This is a genomic window from Komagataeibacter oboediens (assembly GCF_018491655.1).
Lineage (GTDB): Bacteria > Pseudomonadota > Alphaproteobacteria > Acetobacterales > Acetobacteraceae > Komagataeibacter > Komagataeibacter oboediens.
Window position 1 is genome coordinate 1 of sequence record NZ_JABLUU010000031.1, and the last position, 13214, is coordinate 13214.

A 13214-nucleotide genomic window follows, 5' to 3' on the forward strand; every position below is an offset into this window, starting at 1 on the left:
GGAGTTCGTGTGGGCAAAAATCAGGAACGTGATGCAATAAGCCCGATCTGGCCCGCAATGTGACTGGCGCATGCATGTTTTTTGTGGGGCGGGTCAGATACGGATGTCCTGACCGGTCGCGTCTGTTCCAGATGCCGGATCAGCATGAAGCATGGTAGGGGACGGATGCGGGGCAGGTGCGTTATGTGGGCTGTCTGCCGTTTTGTCTGTGGGGGCGTATCATGGCGCGCTGGTCCTATCCTCGTCCGTTGTCATCGGAAATAACGCCGCGTTCGGCATGGCTGTCGCGACGGCGTTTTGTCGCGGCGGTTACCTCCGCAACCGTGGGCGGGCTTGCGGGCCATGCGCAGGCGGATGCGCTGCGGACCCGTCCCGGTCCTTTTCAGGCAAAGGAGACGCCCACCTCATTGGCGGATGTGACGCATTATAATAATTTCTATGAATTCGGGATGGATAAAAGCGATCCGTCCACCTATTCCGCAGCATTCCGTCCGCGTCCATGGACCGTGACGGTCGATGGCCTGGTGTCCCGTCCGCGCGTATGGGACATTGATGATCTGATGGCTGCCATGCCGATCGAGGAACGGCTGTATCGCATGCGATGTGTCGAAGCGTGGTCCATGGTGATCCCGTGGGATGGCTTTCCGCTGGCGACACTGCTGCGGCAGGCGGAGCCGTTGGGGAATGCACGCTATGTGGCATTTGAATCCGTGCTGCGTCCGGAACAGATGCCGGGCCAGCGCACGGGGCTGGATTCACTGCAATGGCCATATGTGGAGGGGTTGCGGCTTGATGAAGCCATGCATCCGCTGACCCTTCTGGCAGTCGGGTTATATGGGCAGACCCTGCCCACCCAGAACGGCGCGCCGATCCGGCTGGTGGTGCCGTGGAAATACGGGTTCAAGGGAATCAAGTCGATTGTCCGTATCCGGCTGGTCGAAAAAATGCCGCCCACGACATGGAACCGGATGAACGCCGCGGAATACGGTTTTTTTGCCAACGTCAATCCGGATGTGGATCATCCACGCTGGAGCCAGGCGTCGGAGCGTATCATCGGGGCGGGCGGATTTTTTGGTGGGGGACGGAAAAAAACGCTGATGTTCAACGGGTATGGTGAACAGGTGGCCGGATTGTACGACAACATGAACCTGCGGACCAGTTACTGAACATGCCCCGCCTGACCGGACAGGGCCGGCATCTTACGATCGTGCCATGGCGTGGTGAACGTTCGGCCATCATGTTCGTGGGGCTGTTGCCGGCGGCGGTCTATTTCTGGTACGGCGCGCATGGGCAACTGGGGGCTGACCCGGTCAATGTGTTTGAACGCTGGCTGGGGTTATGGGCGGTGCGTTTCCTGCTGCTGGGGCTGCTTGTGACGCCCCTGCGTGTCATGATGGGCTGCAACCTGCTGCGGTACCGGCGGACATTCGGGCTGCTGGCCTTCTGGTATGCCTGCATGCATGTGGCGACGTATGTCGTGCTGGATCAGCGCGGGGATATGGGTGTGCTGTTGCGGGACATAACGCACCGTCCATTTCTGATGCTTGGCTTTGCTGCGTTTTTACTGTTGCTGCCGCTGGCCATGACATCCAATGACTGGTCAATTCGCAGGCTGGGCCGGTGGTGGGGCAGGCTGCATCGTCTTGTCTATATCATTGCCGTGCTTGCCGCCGTGCATTTCCTTATGGCGTTCAAGACATATAACATGACCAGCATAAGTTATGCTGGCGCACTGGTTTTACTTGTCCTGTGGCGGGGATGGCATATGTGGCGCAGGCACACGGCCATGCGGATGGCATGATGGGGCATCTGGCATCACTGGGTTGGGCAGTTGTCAGGGACGTGCTGTGGCCTGCGTCTGCGCGATGTTGCGGATCCTGCGGTGCAGGGTGGAGCGACTGACACCCAGCATGCGGGCGGCGACCGCGACCTTTCCGCGTGCACTGGCCAGTGCGGTATGGATGGCCACGGTCTGGGCTTCGCGCAGGGGCGCATCAGGCGCGGGGGTGGCCGTATCATCAAGCAGGCATACGTTGATGTCATCCGTGGGGGACAGGCCCATCTGAATCCGTGCGGCATGGGTTGCGCCCACGATATGACGGTCGCGGTCCAGTGCAACCAGCGGGACCGAGGCGCCTGCCGTATCGCCCAGCAGCATGATGGCGTGGCCACGGTACTGGTCCATGAAGCAGTTGAGTTCGATCTGGCGCGCTGACTGCAGCAGGGCAGATGCGATCAGCACGCCCAGGGCCCCATCGGGTGTGGGGTGGAAGGAACTGGCGTTCAGTGCGCCGGCCATCCGTCCGTATGCGTCATAAACCGGCGTTGCAACCCCTGCCAGCCCATGCAGCCCGCTGCGCCAGTGCTGGTTGCGGTGCACGCTTATGCTGCGCCGTTCGGCAAGGCAGGTTCCAATGCCGTTTGTCCCGGCGTGCCGTTCGGCCCACACTGCACCAGGCCAGAAATGCCACCTGCGGCAGCCGCGCCGGATGGCAGGGCCTGCCTGATGGGTCAGGACAATCCCGTCCATGTCCGACAGCATGACGGTATAGCTGACCGGGGCCAGGGCGGCATACAGCCGTTCCAGTTCCGGGCCGGCGGAATACAGAACCCGGCCCGCCCGCTGGCATGCCTGCCGTAACTCTGCGCCCGACAGGACATCGGGCAGGGTCGGGGCCGAGGGATCCAGCCCGTAATCATGCTGGCAGCGCCGCCATGAGGCATCAAGCCCCGTCTGTACGGCAGGTATGCGGGCGATGGGGAACGCAGGATGCACAGGGCGGGAACCATCCAACATGCTGTTTCTTCGCGCTCATGTTCCAGGGGTGATGGCGGGTAAACACATGGTCGCCTGTCGCGGTTTTGCGACACTTCGTACGCCCCGCGTCACATGGACGTGAAGGGGGCGGGGTGCGTCCTTGCCGCGCACCGTGCAATGCGTGTGTGCTGCATGTAGCCCGGTGGGCCGCATGGACGCGGCGGCACGGGATCAGAAAAAAAACAGGGGAAATGACCATGCAAATAGCGCGTGAAACGCTGCTGCGCTCCTACCGGGCGATGCGGACCATCCGCATGTTCGAAGAGCGCCTGCATGTTGAATTCGCCACGGGGGAAATCCCCGGCTTCGTCCACCTGTATTGTGGCGAGGAAGCATCCGCCGTGGGCGTGTGCGCCAACCTGACGGATAACGACACCATAGCCAGTACCCACCGTGGCCACGGCCACTGCATTGCCAAGGGCGTGGGCGTTGCCGGCATGATGGCTGAAATCTATGGCCGTAGCACCGGTGTCTGCCGTGGCAAGGGCGGGTCGATGCATATTGCCGACCTGGCATGCGGCATGCTGGGGGCAAACGGGATCGTGGGGGGCGGCCCACCGCTGATCTGCGGGGCGGCGCTGTCGCACAAGACGCTGCGTGATGGCGGCGTGGCGGTCGCGTTCTATGGCGATGGCGCGTCGAACGAGGGATCGACGCTTGAAAGCCTCAACCTTGCATCCGTATGGAACCTGCCCGCCGTGTTCGTGGTGGAAGACAACGGGTATGGCGAGGCCACCAGTGCATCCTATGCCTGTGCCGGTACGCAGCAGGCGCGGGCGGCGGGGTTTGGCATGCCCTATATCGAATGTGACGGGTCGGATTATTTCGCCGTTCACCAGGCGGCAGGCGAGGCGATCGCCCATGCGCGCGAAGGCAAGGGACCGGTCATGCTGCATGTCCACCTGCAACGCTGGTACGGACATTTCGAAGGCGACGCCATGACCTATCGCGCGGCAGACGAAGTGGCGAACGCCAAGCGCGACCATGACTGCCTGAAGCTGTTCCGCACGCGCGTGACGGAGGCTGGCCTGTTTGACGGCAGCGAACTCGATGAGGTCGACGCTGCCGTCGCTGACGAGATCGAGGCCGCCGTAGTGCAGGCCAAGGACGACCCGCTGCCGCAATCCGCCGACCTTCTGGCTGATGTGTATGTCCGGTACTGACCTGTTCCCCCAATGCATGGAAGATATGAACCATGAGTAAAAAGAGCTTTCGTCAGGCGATCAATGAAGCCCTGCGGCAGGAAATGCGCCGTGACCCCACCGTCATCCTGATGGGGGAAGACGTGGCGGGTGGCCGGGGCGGATCGGCTGGCACAAAGGATGCATGGGGTGGCGTGCTGGGCGTGACCAAGGGATTGCTGGAGGAGTTTGGCGATACCCGCGTGCTGGATACGCCCATTACCGAAGCCTCCTATATCGGTGCGGCCGCCGGTGCTGCCGTGACCGGGCTGCGGCCCGTGGCGGAACTGATGTTTGTCGATTTTGTCGGCTGCTGCCTGGACCAGATCATGAATCAGGCCGCCAAGTTCCGGTACATGTTTGGCGGCAAGGCCCGTACGCCGCTGGTGATCCGCGCCATGTTCGGCGCGGGGTTCAATGCAGCAGCCCAGCACAGTCAGGCGCTGTATCCCCTGTTTACCCATATTCCCGGGCTGAAGGTGGTGATCCCGTCTTCACCCTATGAGGCCAAGGGACTGCTGATTTCGGCCATCCGCGATGATGATCCCGTCATCTTCCTTGAAAACAAGGTAATGTATGACGAAGAGGAAGACGTGCCCGACGAACCCTACGCCATCCCGTTTGGCGAAGCCAACCTGACGCGGGAAGGGCGCGATGTGACCATCGTCGCCTTTGGCCGCATGGTCGGGCTGGCCAACCAGGCGGCCGACCGGCTGGAAAAGAAGGGCATAAGCTGCACGGTCATCGATCCGCGCACCACGTCGCCGCTGGATCGTGACACCATTCTGGAATGCGTGGCCGATACCGGGCGGCTGGTGATCGTGGATGAATCCAGCCCACGGTGCAACATGGCGACCGACATTGCGGCCCTTGTGGCGGAAGAGGCATTCGATACCCTGCGCGCGCCCATCCGTCGCGTGGTGCCACCGCATACGCCGGTTCCCTTCGCCACCGTTCTGGAAACGCTTTACCTGCCCAGCGTGGACAGGATCGAGGCTGCGGTCACCGCCACCATGGCCCACCGCGTAGCGGAGAAAGTCTGACATGACACAGGACATCATTCCCGTCACCATGCCCAAATTCGGGCTGGCCATGACCGAAGGCAAGATTGCCGGGTGGATGGTCGAACCGGGTGCTGCCGTCAAGACGGGGGACGAACTGGTTGATATTGAAACCAGCAAGATCACCAATGCCTTTGAAAGTCCCGTAACCGGTACGTTGCGGCGGCAGGTTGCCAGTAATGGGGAAATGCTGCCGGTGGGCGCACTGATTGGCGTGGTGGCCGATGCAGCCGTGCCGGATACGGATATTGATGCGTTCATTACCCGCTTCCAGGCCGATTTTGCTGCATCGTCCGATGCGCAGTCAGGCAGCGCGCCAGTCGATGAACCGGTCATGATGACAGTGGGGGAGCATACCCTGCGTGTGCATGAACGCGGCGAAGGTGACGGTATTCCCCTGCTGTTGATCCACGGGTTTGGTGGCGACCTGAAAAACTGGATGCTCAACCATGCGGCCCTTGCGCACGGGCGGCGTGTCATTGCCTTTGACCTGCCGGGACATGGCGAGTCATCGAAGGATGTCGGACCGGGCACGCTGGAATTCTTCGCGGACGTGACAGTGCAGCTTCTGGCGCAGCTCAAGATCAGCCAGGCGCATGTCATGGGCCATTCGCTGGGTGGGGGCATTGCGCTGACACTGGCGCATGCCGCGCCACAGAGCGTGGCCTCGCTGGTGCTGGTCGCCGCTGCGGGCCTTGGGCCGCAGATCAACATGACCTTTATCAACGGGTTTATCGAAGCCGATCGCGTGCGCGCGGTGCAGGACGCGCTGAAATACCTTGTGCATGACAAATCCCTGATCGGTCGGCGCATGGCCGATGACGTGCTGCGCTACAAAAGGCTGGATGGGGTGGACGCCGCCCTGCGCAGGGTTGCGGATGCCTGTTTCCCCAACGGGCGGCAGGGGGATGACCTGCGGTCCGTTCTGGCGGCGGTCCATGTCCCGGTTTCGGTAATATGGGGTCAGGAAGATGAAATCCTGCCCGTGACACAGGCTGATGGCCTGCCGGGCGGTGTCGAACGGCATGTGCTGCCTGATATAGGGCACATGCCCCAGCTTGAATGTGCCGACAGGGTCAACGCCATGGTGGAGGAATTCATGAAATCCAGAGTTTTCGCTACATGACATGAAGGCCGGTTCAGGATGGCGCTGTCACGACATGTCTTCATGCGCCATCCTGAACGGAGAGACTTTGTTATTTCTGCCCTGCGGGGCAGGGGTATGTTTCATGATATTCTGCGAATGAAGGAACCGTTTCTGTATTGAAACAGTATATCCTGTTACTCCCTGCCTGCCTGTAATGTTTCGTATTATGACAGAATAATGGAAAAACTTTCTGTTACGACAGGTCACCAGAAGGTGCACAGCCCATAACTTGCCATGTCACTGCCGATGTGTATTCACTTGGGTCACAACAAGGCGGCAAAGCAAGAATAGCCGGACTGGAAAGCCAGTTACGGCATGGGAATAATAATAATGTTTGTCGGAATTGATCTGGGTACGTCCGCCCTCAAGGCCGTTCTGGTTGATGGCCAGCAGAATGTAATAGGCAGTCATTCATATCCGTTGCGTGTCAGTTCCCCCCGGCCGGGATGGAACGAACAGGCACCGCAGGACTGGTGGATGGCCCTGCTTGGCGCCATGGACGCGCTGGCGGCGGCCCATCCGGCTGACATGGCAAAGGTGACCGGCATGGGCCTGTCCGGTCAGCAGCATGGCGCGGTGCTGCTGGGGCGCGATGGTGATGTGCTGCGTCCGTGTATTTTATGGAATGACGTGCGCGCGGTGGCGCAATGTGCGGAATTCGAACGCAGGTTTCCGCAAAGCCGTGACGTATGCGGCAACATTGCCATGCCCGGCTTTACCGCGCCCAAGCTGTTATGGGTGGCGGAGAATGAGCCGGAGGTTTTTGCCGCGACCCGCCATGTCCTGCTGCCCAAGGCCTGGCTGCGTTACCGCATGACCGGCGACATGATCGAGGATATGTCCGATGCCGCGGGATCCCTGTGGCTGGATGTCGGCCATCGTCGCTGGTCCGATGATGCTTTGGTTGCGACGGGCCTGCGGCGTGACGACATGCCCGATCTGGTGGAAGGCACGGCGCCTGCGGGCGTGCTGCATGCGGCGCTGGCCCAGCGATGGGGGATCAGGGCGCATCCGGTGCTGGCCGGTGGTGCAGGGGATAACGCGGCTGGTGCCGTGGGGCTGGGGGCGGTCAGGGCCGGGTCGTCGTTCCTGTCGCTGGGTACGTCGGGCGTATTGTGGGTAACAACCGACCGGTTCCGGCCGCATCCACAGGGCGGGATCCATGCGTTCTGCCATGCCGTGCCCGATATGTGGCACCAGATGGGGGTGACGCTGTCGGCGGCTTCGTCGCTTGCGTGGTGGGCGCGTACCACCGGCATGGCAGAGGGCGATCTGCTGGCGGAACTGCCCGCGCGCATCATGCGTCCGTCGCCTGCCGTTTTCCTGCCTTACCTGTCGGGTGAACGTACGCCCCATAATGATGGCCATATCCGTGGCATGTTTGCCGGCCTGTCCCACAACACCACGCGCGCGGACATGACGCAGGCGGTGCTGGAAGGTGTGGCCTTTTCCTTTCGTGATGTCGTGGATGCACTGGCGGATGCCGGTTCCCCCGTAACACAGGCGGATGTGATCGGCGGGGGATCGCATAGCCGGGCATGGGTTTCCATCCTGTCCAGTGTCACGGGGCTGTCGCTGCACCGACTGGCGCATGGGGAACAGGGGGGCGCATTTGGCGCGGCGCGCCTTGCCCGCATTGCGGTCACGGGGGAAGCGGTGGACGCCGTCTGCCTGCCGCAGCAGCGTAAGGAAACGCTGGTTCCCGATCCTGAACTTGTCAGCGCCTATGCCGCGCCACTGGCATTCTACCGCAGGCTTTATCCCGCCCTTCGTTCCGCAATGGATGCGTAGTCCGCCTGACCGTGCGGCCTGCCAGGTCCACAGCATGTCCCGACCGGGCAAAAGGCTGTTATAGCCCTATAACGACCATGCCGCCCATATCGGGCAGGAACAGGGGGAATGGATAGCATTATGAAAGCTGGTATGTTTCACACGATGGTATATTCCGCATGCACGGCCCTTACGCTGGCATGCATGATGCCCGTCGGGGCTGTTGCCGCCGACAGCGTGGACCATGGCGCCGCCCCGTCGGGCAATATCAGCGTTGTCGCGCGTTTTTATGACATGCAGCCATCAGGGATCGCGACCCTGCCGGATGGACGCATCGTGCTGGCGTTCCCGCGCAGCGCCGCCGACCACAAGGGACCGCGCCTGGGCCTGTTGCACAATGGCGGGGCTGTGCCATTTCCCGATGAAGCGACGCAGGCACGCTTTATTTCTCCCCTTGGCATGACGGTGGATGCAACCGGTCGGCTGTGGATTGTGGATGAAGGCACCGTCGCCGGGCAGAAAACGCCACCCACCCCCGCGCTGATCGGGCTGGATGGACATACCGGGCAGATCGTGGCGACCATACCGCTGGGCAGTGGGGCGACGCGGGCCGACAGCCATGTGAATGACGTGCGTGTGGACATGACGCATGGTGCGCAGGGCACGGCCTATGTCAGCGATACCTCTCTTATGGATCATCCGGCGATCATCGTGGTTGATCTTGCAACCGGGCATGCGCGACGGGTGCTGGAAAACGCGCCTTCGACCCGTGCGGAACCGGGTTTCGCCATGGAACTGGACGGGCAGATGCTGCGTTATGACATGGCGCACCCGGCCATGGGGCAGGGCGGCATTGATGGCGTGACGCTGAGTACGGATTCATCACGTCTGTACTGGCAGCCCCTGTCCAGCCGCAGGCTTTACAGCGCGCCGACCGCCCTGCTGGCTGATCCCGCCGTAACCCCCGCGCAGCTTGAACACGCCGTGCGTGACGAAGGGGAGGACGCGGTGGTTGATGGCATGGCGACCGGCCCCGACAATACCCTGTATCTGACGGACATCGAACGCCACACGGTCCTGCGCCGCACGGCAGACGGGCACCTGTCCGTTGTCGCGCATGACCCCCGCCTGATCGCCCCTGATGGCCTGACCCTCAGGGACGGTGCCCTGTGGCTGACCGTGGGCCAGTGGGGGCGGCTGCCGGTCTTCCATGACGGTCATGACATGGAAGAGCGGCCATGGCTGGTGGTGCGCATTCCCTTGAAATAAGCCTGACTGGCAAGCTGGAAAGAACGCATAATAATGGCGCATGACAGACAGACGGTATCTGGCTCCGGTATCGTGAACCTCATTGCGGGCGTGGCTGCTACGGGCGGCCTGCTGTTCGGGTATGATACCGGCATCATTTCCGCGGCCCTGCTGCAGATCACCACTGACTTTGGCCTGGGAACGCTGGGACAGCAGGTCGTGACATCCGCCATCGTTGCCGGGGCGCTGGGGGGCTGCCTTGTGGCGGCCCCGCTGTCGGACCGGCTGGGGCGGCGTTACATGATCATGTTCGCCGCCCTTGTCTTTATTGTGGGAACACTGGTTGCGTCCTTCTCTCCGGGGGAGACGATCCTGGTCTGCGCACGGTTCATCCTGGGGCTGGCGGTCGGCATGTGTTCGCAGATCGTGCCGGTCTATATCGCGGAAATCGCCCCACGGGAAAAACGTGGGCAGATGGTGGTCCTGTTCCAGCTTGCGGTCGTGTTCGGTATCCTTGTGTCCTTTATTGCGGGGTATCTGTGCCGTCATTATTCGTGGCGGCTTATGTTCGGTCTTGGCATCGTGCCGGCGGTCATCCTGTTTGTCGGCATGTCGGTACTGCCCCGCAGCCCGCGCTGGCTGGCCATGAAGGGGAACATGGAAGGGGCGTTCGAGGTGCTCCGGCGCCTGCGCAGCAACCCGCAGGCTGCACGGGCAGAACTGGATTCCATTATCGCCATGCATGATGAGCAGGCCCCATGGTCCGCGCTGCTGCAGCCATGGGTGCGCCCGGCGGTGGTGGCATCGGTTGGCGTCGCGTTATTCTGTCAGATTACGGGTATCAATGCGGTGCTGTATTACGCACCAACCATTTTCGCGGGTGTGGGGTTTGGGGAAAGCTCCGCCCTGCTGACGTCCATCGCCATTGGTGTCGCCATGGTCATCTCCACGGCCTTCGGCAGTTGGGCGGTGGATGCCTGGGGACGGCGCAGGCTGCTGCTGCGGCTTGTGCCCGGGGCTGCGGTCTCGCTCATGGTGCTGGCGATCATGTTTGGCATCGGGTCGACATCGGGGATCAATACATGGATCACAGCAGCCGCCGTGGTCAGTTACGCCATATTCAACGTGGGCAGCCTGTCTGTTGCGATATGGCTGGTGGGGGCGGAGGTCTATCCCCTGTCATGCCGGAGCAAGGGCATGAGCCTTGTGGCGGCAACGCACTGGACGGCCGACCTGCTGATTTCCCTGACCACGCTGTCACTGGTGCAGGCGCTGGGGGCGGCGGGCACGTTCTGGATGTATGCTGCACTCAATGTGGCTGCGTTCGTGTTTGTCTGGCGTTATGTGCCTGAAACGCGTGGGCGCTCGCTGGAAGAAATCGAAACGGCGCTGAAGGCTGGCACCTTCAATAAGCTGACCTGAACCGCATTTGTCGGGATGATCGGGGCTTGCCGCGTTACAGCGTAGGAAGAACGAAAGGCTACATTCATATAATAATGAGATGTAGCCTTTATCGTATATTGTTCGTCAATACATGAATGGTCAGGGATGGATATGTCCCCGCGCGGGTTCCAGGACAGGCGCGCGCAGGCGGGGAACCGGAACAAGAACCGGTGCATCCTGCGGCAGCAGGTGGTGCAGGATCTTCTCCCCGATCGCGGTCTGCCATAGCCACAGGCTATTGACCTGCCCACGAAAGCTGCTTTCTCCCCCCATCGCTCCCGAAGGACGGAAACCCGATGCCAGCCCGATTCCGAACAGGCCGGCAATGGGATGTCCGTCCTCATCCATGACGGCACATTCCGCACCGGTCAGGCATCCATCGGTGGTATCGGCGGCAAGGGATATGGGGTGGTCGTGCATGTCCATCATGGCCACGCGGCGGGGACGATAACCAAAGCAGGCAATAATGGCGTCGGCATTATCGAGAATGTTATTTACCTGCGCGTCGTTGTCTCCCGTCATCTGTACGTCGTGCACAAGGGGTTCGGGCGGGGCATTGGCAATGCCCATCAGCTGCATGGCCAGATCACGGGATTCATAACGCAGGCCGCCAAAGCGGTAAACGAACTGGCTGACCGGACAGATGTCGGTATCGCTGAACTCCCTGTATCCATCCGCGACCGCTTCCTGTGCCGTACGGTAAAACAGCTTCAGACGTGATTTATGCAGCAGCGTCAGATGGCCCGGCGCAAGGCAGTCCGCCATGTCACGCATGATGACACGTGCAACGGACAGTGCACTGCTGGCGCCACCAATAATGGCGATCCTGGGTTTTTTATGTCCCGCTGTCATCGCGCGCAGGCGGTCAATGCCATCAGGGGACAGCAGGGTATCAGACTGCATGATCCGGCCCGCATGGCGGGGGAGCAAAGGGCGCCCGGCAACCTGTTCATCATGAAGCCGCTGTTCAGGCTGGCAGGCCCCCATCGCCAGCACGACCTTGCAGGCGTGAATGTGCTGTGTGCGCTGGCCATCGCAGGAGACGAGGTGACACCCCCATTCTCCACTCATATCCTGATGCAGGCTTCTCAGCTGCCACCCGGTCAGCAGCCGTGAGGCCGGATGCGCACGGATCAGTCCCGTCAGCACCTCGCCTACCAGATCCAGGAATTCCGCGACAATCCGTAGCGGCAGGGCCTGCCTGCCGTGGCTGCGGATCATTTTCACCAGTGGATGGTGGGTCAGGCGTGCAAGTTCGGGTACCGGATTGTCCGTGATCGTATCGACGAACGTTTCGGCTGCACTGTCTGAATTGATGACATATCGCCCCAGCATGCCAGAGCCGATATGTTCACCCTGTTCAACCAGGGTCAGTCCTTCATCCAGCAGGCGTGGCAGTTCGCCTATGCGCGACGCGGCAAGCAGCACGGCAATGCCAGCCGGGCCACCGCCAGCAATAAGAACCGGTGTTGATGTATGGGGGGACATGGCTGCAGGTATCCATTTTCCAGTGGGGGGAAGGAAAGGGGGCTTACATATCTGCGGCGTGGCAGGCGTTCATGAGTTCCTGGCACACGTACCCCACCATTTCCGGCGTCATTTCATGCCACAGCGGCAATGAGACAATGGAAGAGGCAAGGGCGCGGGTCGCGTGCAGATCGCCTGCTTTACTATGGGCGGCAAAATAGCTCTGTTCATGCAGGTGCGGTGAAAAATAGGTTGATGTGCCGATCCGTTTTTCTTTCATGCGTTCAAGTATTGCATGACGGTATGGCGCATATCGTGGTGGAAGGCGCACAGGCATGAACTGGTAGGATATGCGGGCGCCACGCTGCTGCTGGAAACCGAAACCGGGCAGAAGGTCGTAATACATCTGTTCGATACGGCGTTTCCGTTCCACAACGCTTTCCAGGCGTTCCAGCCCCGAAAGCGCAAGCAGCGCCCCGATTTCAGGCAGTTTCGAATTCAGTCCGGGCATGGTGGCATGGCGGATCTGTCCAAAGCCGAAATTGCCCATGGCCCGCAATGCTTCGATCATGTCGGGGTTGTTGGCGTATATGAAACCGCCTTCCCCGATCCCCATTGTTTTTGTCGCGTGCAGGGAGCACACGATGGCATGCGGCGATCCGGTCCCGAAGCCCTGCCCAAGCGCATCATGCGCACCGAGGGAGGCCGCGGCATCAATCACGACAGGAATTCCGGTCTGTTTTTCCAAAGCAGTGTAACGGGCGATATCGGTCGCATTTCCGAACGTGGCATAAGGAAATATCGCTGCGACCTGTTCGCCATACTGGCGAAGTAATTCATTTTCCGATTCATGGGATGCCATCCAGTCATCGGGGTCAATGTCACAGAACAGGGGAATGAAACCCGCCCACAGGGCGGCGTGTGCTGCCGCCGCGAACGTAAAGGACGGCATGATGACATATCGCGCGACACGGGTATCCTTGTGCCGGGTCGCATATTTAAGCGCCATCATAAGCCCGATCGTGGCGTTGCACACCGTGACGCACTGACCCACGCCACTGAACATCTGTTCAACCAGC

General features: G+C 61.1%; 11 protein-coding genes. 8 read left to right on the forward strand and 3 right to left on the reverse strand.

The genetic code is table 11. The features are described 5' to 3' along the window. Positions 1 to 221 precede the first annotated feature (221 nt). On the forward strand, positions 222 to 1166 hold the full coding sequence (msrP, locus tag HNO79_RS15880) for a protein-methionine-sulfoxide reductase catalytic subunit MsrP (RefSeq protein WP_214165895.1): 945 nt from the start codon (positions 222 to 224) through the stop codon (positions 1164 to 1166). A 2-nt stretch (positions 1167 to 1168) separates the two neighbouring features. Continuing rightward, positions 1169 to 1801, forward strand: a complete 633-nt coding sequence (gene msrQ, locus HNO79_RS15885) for a protein-methionine-sulfoxide reductase heme-binding subunit MsrQ (RefSeq protein ID WP_048856163.1) — start codon at positions 1169 to 1171, stop codon at positions 1799 to 1801. Positions 1802 to 1834: 33 nt separating this feature from the next. Here the strand turns inward: msrQ and HNO79_RS15890 are convergent, their stop codons facing one another. Then, positions 1835 to 2797, reverse strand: a complete 963-nt coding sequence (locus HNO79_RS15890) for a helix-turn-helix domain-containing protein (protein WP_214165896.1) — start codon at positions 2795 to 2797, stop codon at positions 1835 to 1837. A gap of 218 nt (positions 2798 to 3015) precedes the next feature. On the opposite strand from HNO79_RS15890, the gene HNO79_RS15895 reads away from it, so the two are divergent. The 6 genes from HNO79_RS15895 to HNO79_RS15920 all read left to right on the forward strand — a co-directional run bounded on the left by HNO79_RS15895 (position 3016) and on the right by HNO79_RS15920 (position 10647). Next, positions 3016 to 3981, forward strand: coding sequence for a thiamine pyrophosphate-dependent dehydrogenase E1 component subunit alpha (locus tag HNO79_RS15895; protein WP_214165897.1), 966 nt, complete (start codon positions 3016 to 3018; stop codon positions 3979 to 3981). A gap of 32 nt (positions 3982 to 4013) precedes the next feature. Continuing rightward, the gene (locus HNO79_RS15900; protein ID WP_010515453.1) at positions 4014 to 5042 is read left to right on the forward strand and encodes an alpha-ketoacid dehydrogenase subunit beta; all 1029 of its coding nucleotides are present in this window, start codon (positions 4014 to 4016) and stop codon (positions 5040 to 5042) included. A 1-nt stretch (position 5043) separates the two neighbouring features. Beyond that, positions 5044 to 6186 (forward strand): acetoin dehydrogenase dihydrolipoyllysine-residue acetyltransferase subunit, encoded by a 1143-nt coding sequence (locus tag HNO79_RS15905; RefSeq protein WP_010515455.1) that lies wholly within the window; start codon positions 5044 to 5046, stop codon positions 6184 to 6186. A 351-nt stretch (positions 6187 to 6537) separates the two neighbouring features. Beyond that, entirely contained in the window at positions 6538 to 7998 is a 1461-nt protein-coding gene (gene xylB, locus HNO79_RS15910; RefSeq protein ID WP_214165898.1) for a xylulokinase, read from the forward strand. A 120-nt stretch (positions 7999 to 8118) separates the two neighbouring features. Then, positions 8119 to 9246 carry an L-dopachrome tautomerase-related protein gene (locus HNO79_RS15915; protein WP_214165899.1) on the forward strand — a complete coding sequence of 376 codons (1128 nt, stop codon included), beginning with the start codon at positions 8119 to 8121 and terminating at the stop codon, positions 9244 to 9246. A 33-nt stretch (positions 9247 to 9279) separates the two neighbouring features. Continuing rightward, complete coding sequence (locus HNO79_RS15920; protein ID WP_048856160.1) at positions 9280 to 10647, forward strand: sugar porter family MFS transporter; 1368 nt, start codon at positions 9280 to 9282, stop codon at positions 10645 to 10647. A 120-nt stretch (positions 10648 to 10767) separates the two neighbouring features. Here HNO79_RS15920 and HNO79_RS15925 read toward each other — a convergent pair whose 3' ends face one another. Together HNO79_RS15925 and HNO79_RS15930 are read right to left on the reverse strand one after the other, a co-directional pair. Continuing rightward, the gene (locus HNO79_RS15925) at positions 10768 to 12156 is read right to left on the reverse strand and encodes an aminotransferase DegT (RefSeq protein WP_048856159.1); all 1389 of its coding nucleotides are present in this window, start codon (positions 12154 to 12156) and stop codon (positions 10768 to 10770) included. Between the two features lie 43 nt (positions 12157 to 12199). Then, positions 12200 to 13214 (reverse strand): DegT/DnrJ/EryC1/StrS family aminotransferase (locus HNO79_RS15930; RefSeq protein WP_214165900.1); only part of this gene is annotated, 1015 nt, incomplete at its 5' end.